This is a genomic window from Cupriavidus sp. UME77, assembly GCF_014170355.1.
Taxonomy (GTDB): Bacteria; Pseudomonadota; Gammaproteobacteria; order Burkholderiales; family Burkholderiaceae; genus Cupriavidus; species Cupriavidus basilensis.
Genome location: NZ_LZZU01000043.1, coordinates 293,831 through 314,877, shown reverse-complemented (window position 1 = coordinate 314,877; position 21,047 = coordinate 293,831). Strand labels below are relative to the sequence as shown.

Annotated in this window: 15 protein-coding genes; 9 read left to right on the top strand and 6 right to left on the bottom strand. The window is 67.2% G+C overall.

Annotated features, from left to right (window positions below):
- The first annotated feature begins 152 nt into the window (after window positions 1-152).
- The 6 genes from A9975_RS16585 (at window position 153) to A9975_RS16560 (ending at window position 5,204) form a co-directional block, all read left to right on the top strand.
- Window positions 153-1,055: an NAD-dependent epimerase/dehydratase family protein gene (locus A9975_RS16585; RefSeq protein WP_183033782.1), complete on the top strand. Its 903-nt coding sequence runs from the start codon at window positions 153-155 to the stop codon at window positions 1,053-1,055.
- Window positions 1,056-1,139: 84 nt separating this feature from the next.
- Window positions 1,140-1,943, top strand: a complete 804-nt coding sequence (gene dkgB / locus A9975_RS16580) for a 2,5-didehydrogluconate reductase DkgB (protein ID WP_183033781.1) — start codon at window positions 1,140-1,142, stop codon at window positions 1,941-1,943.
- Window positions 1,944-2,436: 493 nt separating this feature from the next.
- Entirely contained in the window at window positions 2,437-2,646 is a 210-nt protein-coding gene (locus A9975_RS16575) for a hypothetical protein (RefSeq protein ID WP_183033780.1), read from the top strand.
- 10 nt (window positions 2,647-2,656) lie between these two features.
- Window positions 2,657-3,733, top strand: coding sequence for a LacI family DNA-binding transcriptional regulator (locus A9975_RS16570; RefSeq protein ID WP_183033779.1), 1,077 nt, complete (start codon window positions 2,657-2,659; stop codon window positions 3,731-3,733).
- Window positions 3,734-3,850: 117 nt separating this feature from the next.
- Complete coding sequence (locus A9975_RS16565) at window positions 3,851-4,168, top strand: hypothetical protein (RefSeq protein WP_183033778.1); 318 nt, start codon at window positions 3,851-3,853, stop codon at window positions 4,166-4,168.
- 181 nt (window positions 4,169-4,349) lie between these two features.
- Window positions 4,350-5,204, top strand: coding sequence for a transcriptional regulator (locus tag A9975_RS16560; protein WP_255503263.1), 855 nt, complete (start codon window positions 4,350-4,352; stop codon window positions 5,202-5,204).
- Between the two features lie 28 nt (window positions 5,205-5,232).
- On the opposite strand, the gene A9975_RS16555 is transcribed toward A9975_RS16560, so the two are convergent.
- Window positions 5,233-6,243, bottom strand: a complete 1,011-nt coding sequence (locus A9975_RS16555) for a tripartite tricarboxylate transporter substrate binding protein (protein WP_183033777.1) — start codon at window positions 6,241-6,243, stop codon at window positions 5,233-5,235.
- 267 nt (window positions 6,244-6,510) lie between these two features.
- Between A9975_RS16555 and A9975_RS16550 the strand changes: the two genes are divergently transcribed.
- Both A9975_RS16550 and A9975_RS16545 read left to right on the top strand, forming a co-directional pair.
- Entirely contained in the window at window positions 6,511-10,719 is a 4,209-nt protein-coding gene (locus A9975_RS16550) for a CheR family methyltransferase (protein WP_255503262.1), read from the top strand.
- 198 nt (window positions 10,720-10,917) lie between these two features.
- Window positions 10,918-12,999 (top strand): NAD(+) synthase, encoded by a 2,082-nt coding sequence (locus A9975_RS16545; protein ID WP_183033776.1) that lies wholly within the window; start codon window positions 10,918-10,920, stop codon window positions 12,997-12,999.
- Window positions 13,000-13,113: 114 nt separating this feature from the next.
- Here A9975_RS16545 and A9975_RS16540 read toward each other — a convergent pair whose 3' ends face one another.
- Window positions 13,114-14,076 carry a LysR family transcriptional regulator gene (locus tag A9975_RS16540; protein ID WP_255503261.1) on the bottom strand — a complete coding sequence of 321 codons (963 nt, stop codon included), beginning with the start codon at window positions 14,074-14,076 and terminating at the stop codon, window positions 13,114-13,116.
- A 125-nt stretch (window positions 14,077-14,201) separates the two neighbouring features.
- Here A9975_RS16540 and A9975_RS16535 point away from each other — a divergent pair, with 125 nt between their 5' ends.
- Complete coding sequence (locus A9975_RS16535) at window positions 14,202-15,449, top strand: MFS transporter (RefSeq protein WP_183033775.1); 1,248 nt, start codon at window positions 14,202-14,204, stop codon at window positions 15,447-15,449.
- Between the two features lie 251 nt (window positions 15,450-15,700).
- Here the strand turns inward: A9975_RS16535 and A9975_RS16530 are convergent, their stop codons facing one another.
- The 4 genes from A9975_RS16530 to A9975_RS16515 all read right to left on the bottom strand — a co-directional run bounded on the left by A9975_RS16530 (window position 15,701) and on the right by A9975_RS16515 (window position 21,031).
- Window positions 15,701-17,182, bottom strand: a complete 1,482-nt coding sequence (locus A9975_RS16530) for a carboxylesterase family protein (protein ID WP_183033774.1) — start codon at window positions 17,180-17,182, stop codon at window positions 15,701-15,703.
- Between the two features lie 4 nt (window positions 17,183-17,186).
- The gene (locus A9975_RS16525; protein WP_183033773.1) at window positions 17,187-18,524 is read right to left on the bottom strand and encodes an MFS transporter; all 1,338 of its coding nucleotides are present in this window, start codon (window positions 18,522-18,524) and stop codon (window positions 17,187-17,189) included.
- A gap of 18 nt (window positions 18,525-18,542) precedes the next feature.
- Entirely contained in the window at window positions 18,543-19,688 is a 1,146-nt protein-coding gene (locus A9975_RS16520; protein WP_183033772.1) for a porin, read from the bottom strand.
- Between the two features lie 326 nt (window positions 19,689-20,014).
- Window positions 20,015-21,031 (bottom strand): LysR family transcriptional regulator, encoded by a 1,017-nt coding sequence (locus A9975_RS16515; RefSeq protein WP_255503260.1) that lies wholly within the window; start codon window positions 21,029-21,031, stop codon window positions 20,015-20,017.
- Window positions 21,032-21,047: the final 16 nt, after the last annotated feature.

Genomic DNA, 21,047 nt, shown 5'->3' with positions numbered 1-21,047 from the left:
AATCAAATATGTTCTGCTCGCCGCACGGTTTTTCTCCGCATGGGTAGCGCGGATACTCGGGTCATGTTCATCCGGCCATGGCTACCGTCTCACGGTCTCACGGCCCCGCCCCAATCCGGCGCGCTTCGCAAGCCCGCTTTCAGGAGCAATCCATGCAAATCTTCATCACCGGCGCGGCCGGCTTTATCGGCGGCTCTGTCGCGGCGCATCTGATCGCCGCCGGGCATAGCGTGCGCGGCCTGGTCCGCAACCCGGCGCAGGCCGCGCAGCTGGCCATGCGAGGCGTCGTGCCCGTGCAGGGCACGCTCGACGACGCCGCCCTGCTGACGCGCGAAGCCGCGCAGGCCGATGGCGTGATCAACGCCGCCAGCAGCGATCACCGCGCCGCGGTAGAGGCGCTGCTGGCCGGATTGCGCGGCTCGGGCAAGCCATTGCTGCATACCAGCGGCTCCAGCGTGATCGGCGACGACGCCGGCGGCAATGCCTTGTCGCCGCGCATCTTCGATGAACAGACGCCGTTCGTGGTGGAGCCGGGCAAGCAGGCGCGCCACGCCATCGACCAGATGGTGCTGGCGGCCGCCGCGCAAGACGTGCGCAGCGCCGTGTTGTGCAACAGCATGATCTACGGCGTCGGTGCCGGGCTGCATGCCGACAGCGTGCAGATTCCGCCGCTGGTGGCGCAGGCCAGGCAAAGCGGCGTGGTGCGCATCGTCGGCGCAGGCGTGAACCGCTGGTCCAACGTGCATATCGCCGATGTGGTGGACCTCTATGCGCGCGTGCTCGACAGCGCGCCCGCGGGCGCCTTTTATTTCGTCGAGAACGGCGAGGCTTCGTACGCGGAGATCGGCGCCGCCATTGCCCGGCGGCTCGGCCTCGGGGCCGTGCAGTCCTGGTCGGTCGAAGAGGCCACGCCGGTCTGGGGCGAGGGCCAGTCGCGCTACTCCTTCGGCTCCAACAGCCGCGTGCGCGCCCGGCGCGCGCGCTCGGAGCTGGGCTGGCAGCCCCGGCACGCGTCGGTGACGGCGTGGATCGAGAACGAGATGCCGCTCGCCTGACGCCCACCTGAAGCGCGGATTCATTCAAGCCATGGCCGCAGCCGGCCGTGGCCGCCAACGCATGACCTGATATAGGAAAACACAATGTCCATTCCCGCCATTGGCCTGGGTACCTTCCGCCTGCAAGGCCAGACCGTCATCGACTCCGTGCGCAACGGCCTTGACGTTGGCTACCGTGCCATCGATACCGCGCAGATCTACGGCAACGAGGCCGAGGTCGGCCAGGCCATCGCCGAGAGCGGCGTGGCGCGCTCGGCGCTGTTCCTGACGACCAAGATCTGGACCGAGAACCTCTCGCGCGACAAGCTGGTGCCCAGCCTCAAGGACAGCCTTGCCAAGCTGCGTACGGACCATGTCGACCTGACGCTGATCCACTGGCCGTCGCCAGGTGACGGGGTGCCGGTTGCCGAGTTCATGGGTGCGCTGGCCGATGCTCGCGAGCAGGGGCTGACGCGTCAGATCGGGGTGTCCAATTTCACGGTCGGGCTGATGCAGCAGGCGATCGACGTGGTGGGGGCGGGTGCCATCGCGACCAACCAGATCGAGTTGCATCCGTTCCTGCAGAATCGCAAGGTGGCTGACTTTGCCCGCAGCCAGGGGATTCCGATCACTTCCTATATGACGCTGGGCTACGGCAAGGCGTTGCAGGATCCGGTGGTTCAGGAGATTGCGCAGCGCAACGGGGCTACGCCCGCGCAGGTGGTGCTGGCGTGGGCCATGCAGCTTGGGTATGCGGTGATTCCTTCCTCTACCAAGCGTGCGAACCTGGAGAGCAACCTGGGTGCGCTTGCGGTGCGGCTGTCCGAGCAGGACATGGCTGCCATCGGCGCACTGGACCGGGGCGCACGCCTGACCAGCCCGCAGGGCTTGGCGCCTGCCTGGGATTGAGGGCGGTGGGCGGGTTGCTCTAGTTCCCGTAGTTGCCCGAGTCGATCAGCGCGCCCGGATGGATTGCAGATGGCGCGCAACACTTGCCTGAACGCGGCCGGCATCGCCGGGCGCATCTTCCCAGTCCCCTTGGCGCGATGAAAGTTGCCCGCGCCAAGGCGGCCACAGCCTGAATCACTCCCTTCACAATGCGCAGCCGGGTACCGCCGCGATGGCGGCGGTACCCGGCAAGGCGTCACCCTTGCATTTGTCTCACGACCACCTATGCTTTGTAAAACGATTTAGTAAATCGTTTTACGGAAACGCTTAATACTTGGTGGCGAGTGCTGAGTACCAAGTGCGCAAGCGCGGCAATCATGGCGTCAGACGACGTGCAGCGCGACGCGTCCCGCCGCAGGCTGGTGCCGTCCTCCCTGGGCTTTGCCGCCGGCGCCGATCCTGTTCGGCCCGCTGCTCGTGCCTGCGGCTCATCGCCATTGGCCAGCAGGCCGGCGTGCATCCGCTACACTTCGGCACGGTGATGGTGATCTCCATGGGCTTTGGCCTGGGGCCGGTCGCCACTTGTGCGATGGCCGGCACGCGCACGGAGCAGGTGGCGGGGCCGTTGCTGAAATACCTCGCCTTGCTGCTGCTGGTCTTGCTGTTGACGATCCTGTTGCCATCGCTGACGCCATGGCTATCCCGCCTGATGACGCTGGCATGAGATCCCGATAATGGCAACCATACAAGATGTCGCCAGACTGGCGAACGTATCCGTGAGCTCCGTTTCCAATGTGCTCAACGGACGCACCGAACGGCTCAATCCCGCCACGTTCGAGCGGGTGCGGGAGGCCATCCGCACGCTCGGCTTCCGGCCCAGCCAGGTCGCGCGCCAGCTCAAGACCGGCCAGACGCCGATGCTGGGGTTGCTGGTGCCATCCACCGCCAACCCCATGTACGGCCAGTTCGCGCTGAAGATCGAGGCCGAGGCACAGCGCCAGACCGGCTACCGCGTGCTGCTGGGCAATACCAACCGGGACCGGGAGCAGGAGTCGCGCATGCTCGACGACTTGCTCTCGTTCGGCGTGCACGGTGTGATCATCGTGTCGTCGCTCACCGGCGAGCAGCATTTCGAGGTGGCGACCCGGCAGGGGCTGGCCATGGTCAGCTACGACGGTGGCGCCGACCCGAACATGCCGGCGTGCATCGATCATGTGGCGCCCGACAACTACCAGGCGGGCCACCTGGCCGCGTCGCACCTGCTCGAACTGGGCCACCGGCGCATCGCCTTTGTCATGCCCGCCGGGCGCACGGTGAGCCGCGCGAGCAAGATCGCCGGTTTCCAGGCGGCGGTGAAAGAGGCCGGGCTGGGCGACGCAGTGGTGATAGAGTGCCCGCCCACCGCGCATTACGGCGATGCCGAACTGGCAGAACTGGGCCAGGTCCTGGCGGGGCAGCTGGCGCAGGTCAGCACGCGCCCCACCGGGCTGGTCGCCGTCAACGACATGATGGCGATCGGGCTGATGTCCGGCCTGCACCAGGCTGGCTTGTCGGTGCCGGCCGATGTCTCGGTGATCGGCATGGACGACATCAGCATGTGCTCGTACACCAATCCCGCGCTGACCTCCGTGGCCATGCCTTTTGGCGAGATGGCGCAAGCCATGGTGCGGCGGGTCATGCTGCGGCTGGCGCAACCGGACGAAGCGCCGGTCCGCCTGTGCTTTCCCAGCGGGCTGGTGGTGCGCCATTCCACCGCGAAGCCGCCGGCCGCTAACCGGCTGGCGGGCGCGCTCGCGCCAAGGCGCGGCTGACGCACGCGTTGCATGCCCATGGCCGCGGGGGGAGCCCGCCGCCATGGGCCGATGGGGCCACGCACGCCGTGCGTGGCCGTGGTTGTCTCAAATCGACCTGAATCGTGGAGGAACGAGATGGTGCTCGACAAACCGGAACGCCGGCTGGCAGGCCCGGCCAGGACGTATATCGAGGCCGGATATGCCATCGAGGTGGATATCCTGCGGGTGGAGGATGGCAGCTGGGGAGCGCTGGTCCGCCTGTCAAAGCTGGCCGACGGCCAGGTGCCTGCCGCGCACTTCATGCTCAATCGCACGTTCGAGGACCGCGCCATGGCGTTCTCGTACACGCTGGCGCTGACGCGCTCCTGCGTAGCGCAATTCGCACCGGCCTCCGCGATCGAGATTGCCGAGATGCTCAAGACCGGTAAGGCGGACCCACAGGCAAGCCGATAGCCAAGGCTAGCCAGCACGCAGCAGACACGGCGTACCACCAATGCCCGGAACGATTCAGCGCCAGCCCTGGCCGGCGTGGGATATCCGGCGAACGATCGCAACGGCACGCGCGGCCCCATGGACGCCGGCACGCTGCGGCAAGAGCTGAAGAGGGGACCCACCAGGCAATCAGGGGGGCAGCATGGAAAATACAACGGTGTTCACAAGAGAGGAACTAGACACTTACTTTGCTTCATATGTGGGGATGGAGGGGGGCAATCCGCGGGCCTCGGTCTGGTTTTGCGACAGGAGCCCGCATCCCTGGTCCGAGCACCTGCGCGCGCCACTCAAGCCGCGCCTGGCGCCGCTGGCCTGGGACGCGGCGTTTCGCGCCGCGCACCGCGCCAGCATGGGCAAATGGCTTAGCCACCAGCGCATTGCCCGCATCATGGCCGCCGCCCGCGCCGAGGTGCTGGGCTTGCGCGATGACGATGCCGATGCCGACTGGAAGCCTTACTACGAGCACCACCTGTATGCCGCCTGCGGGGCCGAGTTCAAGCTCAACCTGTTTCCCCTGCCCATGCAGCTCGATGGCCTGACTCCCTGGTCCAGGGTGTTCCGCGGCCAGCCGGCGCTGGTGCCCAAGGAGCGCTACCTGGATCTGTGCCGGCACGGCGGACGCTTCCGCTTCCTGGCGGAGATGTGCGCGCGCTGGCGGCCCAAGGTGGTGGTGTGCCTGGGCCACCGGCATACGGACGATTTCGTCAACGCGTTCGCCCTGGACTACGCGGCGGTGCGGGACGAGAAACTGCAGCCCGCCGACCTGGTGAAATCACTGCGGATGTTCACGCGTGACGACACCACCTGGATCATCTGCCCGGCCCTGGCGGGCCCCTCCGGGCTGACCTCCGATGTCTTGCTGAACGCCTTCGGCAAGCTGCTGGCCGAAAGCCTGGCCGCGAGCGACTTCGGCGCTGTGCAGGCAGGCCGCAAGGCCGTGGGCTTCAGGCCATGGCCGCAGGCCGCGGCTTACCTGCAGGCCGAGCCCTTGTGCTGAAGTCGTCCTGTCCTTGCATCGATTTGCATCAGTCAGCCTTGAGGCCGATCCGCAGGGCCAGCTTGGTCCACCGCGTGATATCCGCGTTCACGACCCGCTGGAATTGCGCTGGCGTGCTGTGGGTGGTGGCGAATCCCAGGTTCGCCAGGTTGGCCCTGACTTCCGGCCTGGCAATGACCCTGGCGATTTCCTGGTTGAGCTTTTGCACGACCTCGGGCGACGTGCCCGCTGGCGCCAGGATGCCGAACCACTGGTCGACGTCGTAGCCCGGCTGGCCAAGCTCGCTGACCGCCGGCACCTCAGGCAGGAACGGCGAGCGGCCACGGGACGTGACCGCCAGCGCGCGCAGCTTGCCGGTCTTTAGGTAGGGCAGGGTGTTGGTGAGTGTGTTGATGCTGACGTCCGCCTGGCCGCCCAGCACGTCGGTCATGGCGGGTGCGCAGCCCTTGTAGGGAATGTGCAGCAGATCGATCCTTGCCGAGATCTTCAGCAACTCGCCCGCCAGGTGCTGCGGCGTGCCGTTGCCGCACGACGCATAGCTTGGCGGCTTGCCCGAGCGGCCGGCAGCGATCAGGTCCTTGAAGCTATGGATCGGGGAGTGTTCCGGCACGGCGATCACGGACGGCACCGACGCAAACGCGATGACCGCGCTGAAGTCCTTGCCCGGATCGAAGGGCAGCTTGCGGAACACGCCGGGATTGATGGCGAAGCTGCTGTTGACCACCAGCAGGGTATAGCCATCGGCCGGGCTCCTTGCCACCAGCTCCGCGCCGATATTGCCGCTGGCGCCGGGCCGGTTGTCCACCACCACGGCCTGCCCGAGGCTGCGCCCAAGTTCCGTGCCGATCACCCGCGCCAGGGTATCGGTGCCGCCCCCCGGCGGAAAGGTCACGACCAGGCGGATTGGCCGCTGCGGGAAGTCGCCGCCGGGGGTGGTGCCGGCATTGGCATTGGCATTGGCCCGGGCCGGCATGCCTGCCAGCGCCGCCCCAAGCCACGAGATCGCCGCGAGGCAGCGTACGACGGATGAGAGTTTCATGTGAAGTCATCTTCGGATGCCCGACATGATAGTGCAGCGTGCGCGCACACACGGCGGCAGGGTTATTGCCGCAGCCGTGCGGCGCTTGCGGCTTCGGCTCCTTTCGTCCTGGCTCGCGCCGCATCCTACAATCACATGGTGTGACGCCGTCGCTGCTCGCGGCCGGCAGCGCGGTATGGGGACAGGTTGCCGCGCCGCGCTTCGCTTTCCCGCCTGTGGCTGGATACAATGCACCGCCTGCAGCGTCGCGGCGACAGAGGACGGACAATGACAGAGACTCACGCCGGGACACCGGGGTCGGAGGGCGATGCGTCTATCGCTCCGGATACGCCAGCCCCGGCGGCCTGCCCAATGCCGGTCGTGGGCATCGGCGCGTCCGCAGGCGGTGTCGAAGCCATCTTGCAGGTGCTGGCCGGCTTGTCCGAGGCCCCCGGGGCCGCGTTCGTGGTGGCGATGCACCTGGCACCGGACCAGCCGAGCAACGCCGCTGCCGTGTTCCAGAGCGCTACCCGGATGCCGGTGACCCAGGTCGACCAGCCCATGCCGCTGCAAGCTGACCATGTCTACCTGATTGCGCCCGGCACCATCCTCACGGTCAGCGAAGGGCGGCTCGAGCTGGAGGCGGCAACTCGCCGCCCCGCGCGTCCGGTTGCCATCGACAAGCTGTTCGAGAGCCTGGCCGCCGCGTACCGGGAGCGCGCCGTGGCCGTGGTGCTGTCCGGCACCGGCACGGACGGCACCCTGGGCGCCAGGCATATCCGCGCCCAGGGCGGCATCGTCCTGGCGCAGCGCCCGGCGGATAGCAAACATCCGGAAATGCCGCAGAGCGCCATCGATGCCCAGGTGGTGGACCTGACCCTGGACGCGGTCGCCATTGCCGGCGAGCTGGAGCGCTTGTGGCGCGGCCAGCGCGCCCTGCCCGCCGCGCCGGATGCGAACGAAGACAGCGCGAAGGCACCCGCCGCCAGCGATGCCCCCGGCGCTGGCCAGGCCGATGCCGCCGGCACGGATGCGCAGGCGGTGAGCGATATCCTGCTCACGCTGCGCACCCGTACCAACCACGATTTCCGGCACTACAAGCCGCCCACTGTGCTGCGGCGCATCCAGCGGCGCATGCATATCCACGCGCTGACCTGCCTGGCCGACTACCGCGACATGCTCGACACCGATCGTGCCGAGGCGCAGGCGCTGCTGCAGGACATGTTGATTGGCGTGACGGGGTTCTTCCGCGACACCAAGGCTTTCGCCGCACTGGAAGAGACCGTGGTGCCCCGCCTGTTCGAGCACAAGGACGAGAACGAGCAGGTCCGGGCGTGGGTGGCGGGTTGCTCGACCGGCGAAGAGGCTTACTCGATCGCCATGCTGCTGCATGAGCAGCTTGAACGGCTGGAGGGCCGGGCCCGGCCGGGCATCCAGGTGTTCGCCACCGATATCGACGAACGCGCCATCGCGATGGCGCGCGCCGGGCACTATGGCGCAGCCAGCGTCGACAGTATTTCGCCTGCGCGGATGCGGCAGTTTTTCCTGCCTGCCCAGCAGGGCGCGAAGATCAACAAGCAGATACGCGAGTCGATGCTGTTCGCGCTGCATAACGTGCTGCGCGATCCGCCCTTCTCTCGGCTCGACCTGATCTCCTGCCGCAACCTGTTGATCTATCTTGACCGCGACGCACAGAGGCAGGCGCTGGAGACGTTCCACTTCGCGCTACAGCCCAACGGCTACCTGCTGCTCGGCAGTTCCGAGTCGGCCGATGGCCTTGAGCGTCTTTTTGTGCCGGTGGACAAGCGGCAGCGGATCTACCAGGCCAAGGCCGTGGCGCGCAGCAGTGCCGCGCCGTACCGGCGGGTCGCCCAGCAGCCGCCTGCCGCGCTGCCCACGCCAGGCGCGGCGCGGCATGGGGCGGCGGTGCGGCCGTTCACGTTTGCCGGGCTGCACCAGCGCGTGCTGGAGCAATATGCCCCGCCCAGCGTCATCATCAACGAAGTCGGCGATGTCGTGCACATGTCCGAGCACGCCGGGCGTTTCCTGCGCTACGTGGGTGGCGAACCCACGCGCAACCTGCTGGCGCTGGTGCATCCGCCGCTGCGCACCGAGCTGCAGGCGGCGTTGTACCAGGCTGTGCGCACGGGCCGCAGCGTGCAAGCGCGCAGGGTCAGGTTGGCTAGCGGCGACGGCCAGGCCGCCCCGTTCGTCAACATGACCGTGCGGCCGTTTCGCGAGCCGAGCGCGGGTGCCAGTTTTGTGCTGGTTCTGTTCGACGAGGTGCAGGACGCGATCGCCGATTTCCAGCTCGACGCGGCCGCGGCCGATGCCCCCGACGGTCTGGACGCGGTCATCAAGCATATGGAAGACGAGCTGCGCTTCACGCGCGACCAGCTGCAGATCACCATCGAGGAATCCGAGGCTTCCGGGCAGGAACTGAAGGCCTCCAACGAAGAACTGCAGGCCATGAACGAGGAGTTGCGCTCGGCCACCGAGGAGCTCGAAGCCAGCAAGGAAGAAGCGCAATCGATCAACGAAGAGCTGGTGACGCTCAACGCGGAGTTGCGCGAGCGGATCGAGGAAGCCGCCAAGGTCAGCGACGATCTGCTGAACCTGATTTCGGCGACCGAGATTGCGAGCCTGTTCGTGGACCGGCAGATGCGCATCAAGCGCTATACGCCGAAGGTGGTGGAGCTCTTCAATATCATTCCCACCGACCTGGGCCGGCCGCTGCTCGATTTGACGCACCGGCTGCAGTATCCGGCGCTGGCGGACGACGCACGCAGCGCGTTCGAGACGCTGGGCACGGTCGAGCGCGAGGTCTGCAGCGTGGACAATCGCTGGTTCCTGACCCGCGTGGCGCCGTATCGCACGGTGGACGACCGCATCGACGGGGCGGTCGCGACCTTTGTCGATATCACGGCCCGCCGCGCCGCGGAGCAACGCGCGCGCGACAGCATCGCCAAGCTGCAGCTCGCCGCGCAAAGCACGCGCGACTACGCCATCATCGTGCAGGACCCTTTGGGGAGGGTGGTGAGCTGGAACTCCGGCGCCGAGCGCTTGTTCGGCTATGCCGCCAGCGAGATGATCGGCCAGTCCGCCGACGCGATCTTTTCCGCGCCCGACCGCGAGCAGGGCATCCCGGCGGCGGAACGCGCCCGGGCCAGCCGCGAAGGGCGGGCCGAAGACCAGCGCTGGATGGCGCGCAAGAACGGCACGCTGCTGTACTGCAGCGGCATCATGACCCCTGTTGCCAGCAATGACTTCCAGGGCTTCGCCAAGATCTCGCAGGACCTGACCGCGCAGCGCGAAGCCGAGCACCTGCATCAACGGCAGCTCACGCAGGAGCGCAGTTCGCGCGAACAGGCGGAGGCGCTGATGCGCGCCAAGGACGATTTCCTGGCCATGGTCAGCCATGAGCTGAAGAACCCGCTCAACATGATCCAGCTCAAGGCCGAGACCCTGCTGCGCAGCAAGGAGGCCCAGGAGAGCCCCGGCATCCTGGATGGCGCGATGGCCATCGTGCGCGCGGTCGGCATGCAGGGCCGCATCATCGACGACCTGCTCGACCTTTCCCGTCTGCGCACCGGCAAGCTTGCGCTGGCCGCCGCGCGGGTCAACCTGCGCGCCATCGCGATGCAGGTCATTGCCGCTTTCCGGCAGCCGGCGGCGCAACGGGGCCTGCAGCTAGGCATGGACTCGGCGTCGCCCGATTGCATGGTCTGGGCCGACCCGGTCCGGGTCGAGCAGATCCTCTGGAACCTGGTTGGCAATGCGGTCAAGTTCACCAGCCGCGGCGGGCATGTGCTGGTCGGCGTGACGGTGGATGCCGACTGTGCGCGCATCAGGGTGGAGGACGACGGCGAAGGCATCGATCCCGGCGCGCTGGCCCACATCTTCGACATGTTCCGGCAGGGGAGCGATGCGCGCCGTCACGCGGGGCAAGGGCTTGGCATTGGCCTGTCGCTGGTCCGGCAACTGGTTGAGCTGCAGGGCGGCACGGTCAGCGCGGCGTCGGCCGGGCCCGGGCACGGCGCATGTTTCACCGTGACGTTGCCGTTGCGGCCGGTTCCGGCGCAGGGTGCCGGTGGCCGTGCCGCCGGGCCGCTGCTCGCGGGGGTGCGGATCCTGCTGGTGGATGACAACCTCGATCTGCTTGATGCGCTGAGCGCCCTGCTCAAGGCGGAGGGCGCCGTGGCGCGCGTGGCGGCAGGTGCCGCCAGCGCCCTGATGGCCGCCGAGACGGATGACTTCGATGTGCTGATCACCGATATCCAGATGCCCGGCACGAATGGCTATGATCTGCTCAAGGCGCTGCGCGCGTTGCCCCGCACGGCCCGCTTGCCCGCGATCGCCTGCACGGGCTTGTCGGCATCGAGCGATCCGGCGCGCGCGGCGCAGGCGGGCTTCGATGCCTTCCTGACCAAGCCGCTCAAGCTCGATCAACTGGTGCAGGCGATCCGCCGCGTTTGCGCCGCGCCCGCGCAGGGCTGACTGGGAGGGGCGGACGCCGGCTTGACGACGCCGAGGCGCCTTGCGAGCGCAACTGGAAACAGGCTGCCGGCCCCCTCCGAACACACGCCAGCACCGCCAGCCGCGCGCGTCGTAGAATTGCGCCATATACCGCACAACCCACTTTCCCGCCCGGCTTGCGCCGCAAGCGCCGCACCGCGCAGTGCAAGGATGATTGACATGACTGACACGACTGACACGACTGACAAGAAGAACCCGTTCCTCAATATCTACGCCCATGGCTTTGTCCGCGTGGCCGTGGGCGTGCCGGTGTGCCGCGTGGCCGATCCGGCCTTCAATGCCGCCGAGACAATCGCGCTGGCCAGGGATGCCGCCAGCCAGGGTGCGGCGCTGGTGGCCTTTCCGGAGCTGGGCTTGTCCGCCTACACCTGCGACGACCTGTTCCATCAGCGCGCCTTGCTCGACGCCTGCGAGGCGGCGCTTGGCGCTATCGTCGACGCGTCCAGGTCGATTGCCGCGACGCTGGTGGTGGGGCTGCCGCTGCGGGTCGAGCATCAACTGTTCAACTGCGCGGCGGTGGTAGCCGGCGGGCGCATCCTTGGCGTGGTGCCAAAGACGTACCTGCCGAACTACTGGGAGTTCTACGAGGCGCGGCAGTTTAGTTCGGCCGATAGTGCGGTAGCCACCGAGGTGCCGCTTTGCGGCAGCAAGGTGCCCTTTGGCGCCGGCCTGCTGTTCGAGGCGCAAGACGTGCCGTTCTTGCGCTTCCATGTGGAGATCTGCGAGGACGTGTGGGTGCCGATTCCGCCGTCGTCGTTCGCGGCGCTGGCGGGCGCGACCGTGCTGGTGAACCTGTCGGCCTCCAACATCGTGGTCGGCAAGTCCGGCTACCGGCATCAGCTGGTCAGCCAGCAGTCGGCGCGCTGCCTGGCGGCGTACCTGTACAGCTCGGCGGGCAAGGGCGAGTCGTCGACCGACCTGGCGTGGGACGGGCAGGCGCTGATTTACGAGAACGGCGAGCTGCTGGCGGAGTCCGAGCGCTTTGCGGACCGCTCGCACCTGACCTTTGCGGATGTCGACCTCGAGCGCCTGTCGCGCGAGCGCATGCACCAGACCACGTTCGGCCACTCGGTGCGGCGCCATGGCGCGGAGGTGGCGAAGTTCAAGGTGATCCCCTTCGCCATGAACCCGGCGCTGGACAAGCCATTGCCGCTGCGCAGGACGGTGGAGCGGTTCCCCTACGTGCCGTCGGACGCGCGGCGGCGCGACGAGCGCTGCAGCGAGGTCTACAACATCCAGGTGCAGGCGCTGGTCCAGCGGCTGTCGTCCAGCGGCATCTCCAAGGTGGTGATCGGCGTCTCCGGCGGGCTGGATTCCACGCACGCGCTGCTGGTGTGCGCCAAGGCCATGGATCGGCTGAAGCTGCCGCGCACCAACATCATCGGCATCACCATGCCGGGCTTTGCCACCAGCGAGCGCACGCTGCTCCAGGCGCGCAAGCTGATGGAGGTGGTGGGCTGCGTGGCCAAGGAGATCGACATCCGGCCAAGCTGCGTCGAGATGCTCAAGGACCTCGAGCACCCCTATGCGTCCGGCAAGCCTGTGTACGACGTCACGTTCGAGAACGTGCAGGCCGGCGAGCGCACCAACCATCTGTTCCGCTTCGCCAATCACAGCCACGCCATCGTGATCGGCACCGGCGACCTGAGCGAGCTGGCCCTGGGCTGGTGCACGTATGGCGTGGGCGACCACATGTCGCATTACAACGTGAACGCCAGCGTGCCCAAGACGTTGATTTCGCACCTGGTCCGCTGGGTGGCGGAGACCGGGCAGATCGGCAATGCCGGCTCGGACGTGCTGCTCGACGTGCTTGGCACGGAGATCAGCCCGGAACTGGTGCCGGGCGCCTCCGCCGACGCGCCCCAGCAAAAGACCGAGAATTTCATCGGTCCGTATGAGCTGCAGGATTTCAACCTGTACTACACGCTGCGCTTCGGCTTTACGCCGACCAAGATCGCTTTCCTTGCCCTGAGCGCATGGGGCGAGCGCGACAAGGGCAACTGGCCCGACGGGCTGGACGTGGTGCGCAACGTGTACACGGTGGCCGACATCAAGCGCAATCTGCGCATCTTCCTCGACCGTTTTTTCCGGACCAGCCAGTTCAAGCGTTCGTGCGTGCCCAACGGGCCCAAGGTGGGGTCGGGTGGCTCGCTGTCGCCGCGCGGAGACTGGCGGGCACCGAGCGATTCGGAGTCCGTGGTGTGGATGAAGGACCTGGACCGGGTGCCGGACGAGATCTGATGGGGCCGGGGTGGCTCCGGGCTTTGGCTATGGCTCGAAGCGGCCCGGCAGGTCGATGCCGAGCCCCTCGATCTTGAGCCTGCCGCCCGGCGGCAGCTTGCGCTCGGCCTGGATTCAGCCTGCCATGGTCGCCGGCACGCATTGCCGCATCGTCTCCACAAAGCGGCGCAGCTTGGCGGGGTAAAAGCTCGCATAGGGATAGATCAGGTACATCGGCAGCGACGATGCCTGCCACTCGGGCACCAGGTGCAGCAGCCGGCCCTGTGCAATATCCTCGGCCATCAGCCAGGCCGACGCCACGGCCACGCCCAGTCCCAGCGCCGCCGCGCTGCGCAACGCATACAGGCTGTCGGTGCCCAGGCGCGGGCGGAACGTCAGCCGCTGGCTCTCGCCTGTCACCGCATGGGTCAGCGTCACCTCATTGCGATAGAAGGTGCGCAGGGAAAGCCAGGGCAGCATGGCCAGCTCGTTCGGGTGCGAGGGCATCGCCGAGCCTTCCAGCACGGCAGGGGCGGCAACGACGATGCGGGGCACCTCGGCAAGCCGGATCGCCACCACCGACGGGTCGCTCACCTCGCCAACGTGGATGGCGCAGTCGATGCCGTCGGCAATGAATTCCGGTGTCCGGTCATACAACAGCCACTCTACCGTCACCCGCGAGTGACGGCGCAGGAACTCCGCCAGCGGCCCCACCAGCTGCTGCTGCCCGAAGGCATGCGGCACCACGACCCGCAGCGTGCCTTCGGGCTCGTCACCGGCGCCGCGCAGGTCCGCTTCGAAAGCCTCCCATCCCGCTACCAGCTCCTTGGCGCGCCCAAAGCAGCGCTCGCCATCCTCGGTGAGCTTCATCGCATGGGTCGAGCGCTGCAGCAGGCGCAGGCCAAGCGAGCGCTCCAGGCTTTGCAGGCGGCGGCTGATGGTGGGCTGGGTGGTGCCTAGCTGCGCGGCGGCCGCCGACAGGCTGCCGGCCTCGACGATCCGCACGAAGGTCTGCATCAGCTCGACGCGGTCGGCGGAAGGCGTCGAGGAGGTGACCGGAGCGACTGGGGCGGTTGGAGCGGAGGGCTGGGTTTTCATGGTTTCCGGCATGGCGGCTGTTGGTCATGCGTCTGGCGTATAGCCATTGTGCGAAGTGTAGTACTACCACGTGCCGAGGGCCACCGGCAAACTCCAGCCATGTTTTCCAACCGAGGGCTAACGCAATGTCTTCCATTCAAGCCACACATACCACCGCTGCCGCGCGCGCAGCGCAAACGGCGGATTCCCCTGCCAGCGGCCTGCCCGCACGGCTGGTCCTGCTGCTTGCCGCGGGCGCTGGCCTGGCGGTGGCGTCGCTGTACTACAGCCAGCCCATGCTCGGCGTGCTGGGCCCGGACATCGGCGCGTCCGATGCGGCGGTCGGCCTGGTGCCCACGCTCACGCAGCTTGGCTATGCGCTGGGCATCCTGCTGCTGGCGCCGCTAGGCGACCGCTACGACCGCCGGCGCATCATCCTGGCCAAGGCTGCCGTGCTCAGCGTCGCGCTGCTGGCCAGCGGCGCCGCCTCCGGCATCGGGCTGCTGCTGGCCACCAGCCTGGCGATCGGGCTGGCTGCGACGATGGCGCAAGACATCGTGCCAGCCGCCGCCACGCTGGCGCCAGAGTCGCACCGGGGCAAGGTCGTCGGCACAGTGATGACGGGGCTGCTGCTCGGCATCCTGCTCTCGCGCGTGCTCAGCGGGTTTGTGGCCGAGCACTTCGGCTGGCGCATCATGTTCGTGATCGCAGCGGCCAGCATTGCGCTGATCGGCGTGGTGGCCGCGCGCGGCCTGCCGCGCTTCAAGCCCACTACCCATCTTGCGTACAGCGCGCTGCTGGGCTCGCTCGGCAAGCTGTGGCAGAAGCACGGCGCGCTGCGCCGGGCGACGCTGTCGCAAGGGCTGCTGTCGGTTGGCTTCAGCGCATTCTGGTCGACCCTGGCCGTGATGCTCCACGGCGCGCCGTTCCACCTGGGCAGCGCGGCTGCTGGCGCATTCGGCCTGGCCGGTGCCGCCGGCGCGCTCGCCGCACCGCTGGCCGGCCGCCTGGCAGACCGCAAGGGCCCGGAGCTCGTCACCCGCTTGGGCATCGCGCTGACCGCGATCTCGTTCGCCGGGATGCTGCTCTCGCCGCTGCTCGCACCGCACGCACGGCTGTGGCTGATTGGCGCCAGCGCGCTGGGCTTCGACCTTGGTGTGCAAGTGACGCTGGTAGCGCACCAGACCATCGTCTACGGCATCGAGCCTGGCGCCCGCAGCCGCCTCAATGCGGTGTTGTTTGTCGGCATGTTCGTGGGCATGGCGGCCGGCGCCGCGCTGGGCAGCGTGCTGCTGGCGCGCTGGGGCTGGATGGCGGTGACGCTGTTGTCGACCGCGACGGCCGTCGGGGCCCTGGTGGTACGGATGTGGCCGGGGGCACGGCTGGCCCGGTGATGGCATCGGTGGCTTGACTTGACGACTCTCGACGCTCCTGCCGGAGCGCAAAGGAGCCCCGCCAGCCTGGGAAAGGGCATGGCGGGGCGAAGGTACGGTGCTAGGGGCCAGTCACGTACATGGATGAGTCTGGGACCAGGAGATGGCTGCGAATGTCTGCCGCCACACAGAGCGGGGCGGCTGTTGTCAGCCGGAGACGAATGCCCCAAGGTTCAGGTCCACGCAATGCCCGCGCCGGCTCATGGCTGGCATTACGTGGCAAGCAGGGGATGCCACGGCTTCCAGGAGATGCCGGCATCCGCGATGTCCGCGATGCCCGGCTCGGCGACATCGAAGGGCCGCCAGGCAGCACCGGACAGCGTGGCTGGCTTGCCCGTCGTGACAAAGCTGGATATGGCCAGGCGGAATGCGGTGCCCACGTTCTCGTATGTCTCATCTGGGATATCGGCAATCATGGGCGCATCGAGCCAGTTGCCGCGGTTGCCGAACAGGAAGGGCAGTTCCAGGCAGTGCGGGCTCATGAGGTTTGGCACGCGGCTCTGTACGCTGAACCGGTATGGATAGACAGGCTTGGCCGCGCTGGCGAGAGCGCTGGCGATCTCGCGTGCCGTCGCGCCGAACAGCTTGTACCCGCTCGCATCGACGATCTGGGTGTACGGCGTGTGAGCCGGGCGCGCGGCGGCAAAGGCGGCATAGTACTTCATCGCATCCGTCCCGAATTCGGCTTCGAACCAGGCTTTGACCCGGGGCTCGGTGGCTTGCACCACCTCGGGCGCCGCCGCCATGAAGGCGCTACTCTCGTCAGCCGTAAAGCCTAGCAGGGACGCTGACACGTGCGCTTGCCTGGCCGCGCGCGGCAGGTCGAAGAGCCACTCGGGGACAAGGCCTTCTTCTGCCACCGGCCGGAAGCCGACCGAGACTTCACCGAAACTGGCGCGCGAGCGCATCAACTGGCCCTGCGCGGCAAGCATGTCATTGACCGACAACGCGCCGATGTCTTGCGCGCCTGCGGCGTCGAGCAACGCGAGGCTCGTGCGATGCGCGTCGTCCGGCGACAGCGGCGGCAGGGCCGGCAGGCTGAACATGGCGTTGCGCTGGAGCAGCCCCTTCGACGCGGGGCTGACGCCGAGCAACCAGGCGTAGTAGGCCCCGGCCGACTGGCCGCCCACCGTGACGCGCGCCGGATCGCCGCCAAACCGGCTGATATGCTCCTGCACCCATTCCAGGGCGCGAATCAGGTCGCGAACGGCGCGATTGGCGCCGCGCGCATCGCTGGCGTCGGTGAAATGTCCCAGCGCGCCAAGCCGGTAGTTGACCGTAACCACTACCATCCCGCTCTCCCTGGCCAAGCGTTCGCCGTCATACCAGGCAGCGGTGCCACCGCCGGTGAGAAAGCCGCCACCGTGAATAAACACCAGCACCGGCCGGCGCTGCGCATCCCGCGGCGCCCACACATTGAGGAGGAATGCGTCTTCGGATTGCGGGTTACGGTCGATGCCGTTGCCCATGACCGTGGCCAGGCGCGAAGGCGCTTGCGGAAAGACCGCGCCGAGCGCGGTGGCATCGCGTTCGCCAGTCCATGCGGATGGGGGCATCACTTCGGATAGCCGGCTCCCTGGATGGGCTCGCTCGCCATAAGGCACCCCGCGAAATGCAAGGACGCCATCGGTCGCCTCGCCACGGAGGGCGCCGATGGACAAGGACACCACAACGGATTTCTCTTTGACAGGCATTGGATCAGACTCCAGGTTCACGCAACTTGCGGATAAGGAACGGTACGATCACGGCGCACACCAGCACCGCGGCGCTGACAGCGGCGATGATCTCGGGCAGCCCCACGCCGGACTTGATCAACAGCCCGACGCAGCCCGCGCCCGCCAGCGATCCCACGCGGCCGAGCGCGCTGGCCCAGCCCGCGCCCACGGAACGTATCTGCGTGGGGTAGGCCGCAACCGCGACGGCGTTGAGCACGACGATGGGCCCGCTGATCAGGAAGCCCGAGCAGAACACGGCGATGGCGTACCCTGCCGTGGCATCGGGCGAGGCGATCAGAAGCGGGCTGGCGGCACCGGCCAGCAAGGCGATCCCGACAAAATTCAGCGGCGTGATGCGCCGGATGGCGAAGGCACCGACCACCGCGCCGGCCAGGCCGCCAAACTGGAACAGGGAGGCTGTCCTGGAGGCCATGGCAACGCTTTCCCCGGTACTCTTGATCAATGTCGGGAGCCAGCTCGCGATGACATAGAAACTGCCCAGTATCAGGAACATCAGTAGCCAGAGCAGCACCGTGGTTGACCGGTACTGCGTACTGAAGAGCTGCGCCACGCTGCCCTTCTTGATCTCGGCCGGCGGCGCGGGGGCCTTGAACACCGCTGCGCCAGGCTGGGGCGCGCCCAGCTTGGCCAGGGCGGCGCATACCTGGCCCGAACCGGCCCCGGTTTGCACCAGGAAGGCTGGCGACTCGGGCAAGAGCGCAAGGATGGCGGGAACGAGCAGCAGCGGCCCGATGCCGCCGAGGAGAAACAGCCCCTGCCAGCCGATGCCATCGATCAGGTGCCCCGTCAGGAAGCCCGCCGCGGCAGAGCCGAACAGGAATCCGCAGAACACGCCGGAGAGCGCGGAGGCGCGCCGGCGGGCGGGCAGCAGTTCCGCCAGCAGCGCGGCAACGGCGGGCATCGCCACGCCAACGCCCACGCCGGTCAGGCATCGCCATGCCACCAGCTGGAATAGCGACGCGCTGAACGCAGAGGCGAGGGTGGCTAGTGCAAACGCGAGCGTGCCGGCCACAAGCACAGGCTTTCGTCCTCGCGTATCGGCAACGCTTCCCGCGGTGATGTAGCCGAGCAGCAGCCCGAACATGCCCGCTGCGATGGCAGCGGAGATCTCGGCAGGCTTCGCGCCGAAGTGCGTGGCGACCTGCGGCGCAATGAATCCAATGATGGCCGCATCGAAGCCCTCGAGCGCAACCACGGCAAAGCAGATGGCGATGATGCGGCGGCGTTGTCGATTGGGCGGGATGTTGTCGATCACCTCGGAGATGTCCAGGGGATCGGCACGCAATGGGGGATTTTTCATGGTAGGCGCTCGTTCCGCTCAGAATGCGTGCTCGACAAAGAGCCCGGACAGTACTTGCTTGTTGCTGTCCGACGGGCCGGCAGCGCCGTTGATAAAGGCCTTGGCGTCCGCGGTGCCCCCCGCCTTCTGGAACGCGGCTTGCAGGTAGACATGGGTTCTCAGCGACAGCGCCTTGTCCAGTTTCAGCAGGACCTGATGCGCGTAGCGATCCTGCAGCGCCGCGTTGCCCTTCATGTACTGGTAGTGGAGGTTGATCGTGTAGCTCTCGCCCACAGGCACTGTCGCGCCAGCGCCGAACGTGTCGATCGCGCCATTGGTGAGCGCGTTTCTCACGCGGGTGTAAGACCCGGCAATCGTCGACTCTCCGATGTTCCACTTCGCCCCCAGGCCCATCGTCTGGAAGTGCGCACGGCTGGTCGGCGTGCTGCTATCCCTGAAATCCGTGTAGGCGACGGCGGCGCCATAGCGCGGGGTTTCGTAGAGTGCGCCGAGGCTATAGGTGCTTCCGTCGTTGATCGAGGTGGTGCGCTCGCCAAGGGCGTACATCGCGCCGAGCTTGAGCGGCCCGAACTGCTTGGTGTACTTGGCCGCGTTGGCCAGCGCTTCGCCGTTGGTCCGGTCGGCGTCGAACGAACCCACGCGAGCCGGGCTATAGACGCCGCCAAAATTCAGGAACGGCCCCTGCGGGCTGCCCCAGATGCCGCCGAACCACGAGCCGCTGAAGCCCGGGATCGTCAGGAAATCGAACATGAAGTCCCGCGTGTATCCCAGGGCGAGGTCGCCCAGCGAACCGCGCAGGCCAACGATCGCGTTGGTGTTGAAGAGCTGCCCGACCGTCTGGCCGTTATCCGCAAAGAACCGGCCGGCCAGCCTGAAGTACGCCGCCATGTCCGGCGAGAGCGTCTCGGAACCGTTCATGGCGATGTAGTTGGGCCGGTACGGGCCGGAGTCGACGCCATAGCGGGAAGCCCCTCCGACATTCGACGTCACCGTGGGGCCTGCCGTAACCAGGCCGCTGAGTGAGACCCCGTCGGGCTGCGCTGCCGATGCATTGGCCGCCATGCCCAGCGCGGTTGTCGCCAGGCTTGCCAGGCAAAGCCGGCGCAGATGAATTCGTGGAAATGCACTTCCCGTGATGGCAGACCTGCGGCCTTTCTTCCTCATTGCTTCCTCCTTTTGCGGTTTCGGTTGGAGCGCTCACGTTCAGCAGTACAAGGTGGCGATCTCTCTGATATCCGGCGAAGACTTGCCGCGTGGGCGATGTCTTTGGCCTGTGACCGATACCGATGGTAGAGCGAAGGTGGCGCGGCAAGGCATGACGAATTTGAGAAGCGCCATGCGTAGGTCGCATGGCCTGTGCCAGCGCCTGGAGGCAGTTGAAAAAGCATGGCGGACGCGGGCCACGGCACGGGAAAACGCAGTGGCACAAGCGCGGTGCGGACGGCTTTGAAGGGGTGTGCGATTGCCCGCGAATGGGGCAAGCCGCAGGCTCAGTGGCTGCCTGCGTCCCAGGAGGATTCGACGACGCGCCGCAGGCTGAGGATAAGGCTGCGCGTCTGCCGCGTGCTGGTCCGGTCGCGCCGCCAGATGGCCGATAGCGGACCAAGACTGAGGTTGAACGTCAGCGGGAGGATGCAAACCTCGCCGCGCGCGGCCATGAAGCGTGCAACGCTTTCGGGGAGCTGCCACAGGAAGTGGCCGCGCGACATCAGTTCGCGCCCTAGTTCCAGCGAGAGCGCGCCCACGATTTCCGGCGCAGGGAGACCGGCTTCCCGGATTTCATGCACCAGCATTTCCCGCAGGATGCTTCCTGGTGGCGCGGAGATCCAGGGGTACTGGACGCACGTCGCGATATCGACATCCTGCCTGGCCAGCGGATGATCCGGTGCGCACGCAAGCACAATGCTGTCATGCACCAGCGCGGCGGTCCGGTAGGTTTCCGCGCTCTGGCTTCTCGGGGCGCGGCTGATGAGCAGGTCGATCGCGCCCGCATCCAGTTTCTCGATCAGGGCCTCGTGCGATCCGACTTCCACCGTGATCTCCACGCGCGGATTCGCCTGGCGGAACAGGAGAATGGCCTCCGCCAGCGGCCACCGGCTGAACATCGAGAAGCAGCCCAGGATCATGTTGCCGAGATCGCCCCTGGCGATGGCGCCCAGATCCGCCTCGGCCTTGTGGAAGTCGCTCAGGAGCAAGGCCGCATGGCGGCACATGGCGGCCCCGAGCGCGGTGGCCATCATGCCCTTTGCGGATCGCTCGAACAGCTTCCCGGCAACGATCTCCTCGACCTCGGCAACCGCCCGCGAGAGCCCGGACTGCGTCATGTGCAATTGCTCGGCGGCCTTGGACAGGTTCCCAAGTTCCGCGACGGAGAGAATGATCTCCAGATGGCGCGTCCGGAGTTTTCCGCGAAATGGGGTCATCGTTTGTGGATTTGAATGAACTTTCGGGATGCGCCCCTCGACCGGGCAGGTCGGAGCGAACCGCGATCTTACCCGTAAGTGCATGCGTGGCGGCGCCTGC

Excerpts from the sequence above, each read along its gene's own strand:
- A9975_RS16585 (WP_183033782.1), top strand. The coding sequence starts at position 153 with ATGCAAATCTTCATCACCGGCGCGGCCGGCTTTATCGGCGGCTCTGTC.
- dkgB (WP_183033781.1), top strand. The coding sequence starts at position 1,140 with ATGTCCATTCCCGCCATTGGCCTGGGTACCTTCCGCCTGCAAGGCCAG.
- A9975_RS16570 (WP_183033779.1), top strand. The coding sequence starts at position 2,657 with ATGGCAACCATACAAGATGTCGCCAGACTGGCGAACGTATCCGTGAGC.
- A9975_RS16565 (WP_183033778.1), top strand. The coding sequence starts at position 3,851 with ATGGTGCTCGACAAACCGGAACGCCGGCTGGCAGGCCCGGCCAGGACG.
- A9975_RS16560 (WP_255503263.1), top strand. The coding sequence starts at position 4,350 with ATGGAAAATACAACGGTGTTCACAAGAGAGGAACTAGACACTTACTTT.
- A9975_RS16555 (WP_183033777.1), bottom strand. The coding sequence starts at position 6,243 with ATGAAACTCTCATCCGTCGTACGCTGCCTCGCGGCGATCTCGTGGCTT.
- A9975_RS16550 (WP_255503262.1), top strand. The coding sequence starts at position 6,511 with ATGACAGAGACTCACGCCGGGACACCGGGGTCGGAGGGCGATGCGTCT.
- A9975_RS16545 (WP_183033776.1), top strand. The coding sequence starts at position 10,918 with ATGACTGACACGACTGACACGACTGACAAGAAGAACCCGTTCCTCAAT.
- A9975_RS16540 (WP_255503261.1), bottom strand. The coding sequence starts at position 14,076 with ATGAAAACCCAGCCCTCCGCTCCAACCGCCCCAGTCGCTCCGGTCACC.
- A9975_RS16535 (WP_183033775.1), top strand. The coding sequence starts at position 14,202 with ATGTCTTCCATTCAAGCCACACATACCACCGCTGCCGCGCGCGCAGCG.
- A9975_RS16530 (WP_183033774.1), bottom strand. The coding sequence starts at position 17,182 with ATGCCTGTCAAAGAGAAATCCGTTGTGGTGTCCTTGTCCATCGGCGCC.
- A9975_RS16525 (WP_183033773.1), bottom strand. The coding sequence starts at position 18,524 with ATGAAAAATCCCCCATTGCGTGCCGATCCCCTGGACATCTCCGAGGTG.
- A9975_RS16520 (WP_183033772.1), bottom strand. The coding sequence starts at position 19,688 with ATGAGGAAGAAAGGCCGCAGGTCTGCCATCACGGGAAGTGCATTTCCA.
- A9975_RS16515 (WP_255503260.1), bottom strand. The coding sequence starts at position 21,031 with ATGCACTTACGGGTAAGATCGCGGTTCGCTCCGACCTGCCCGGTCGAG.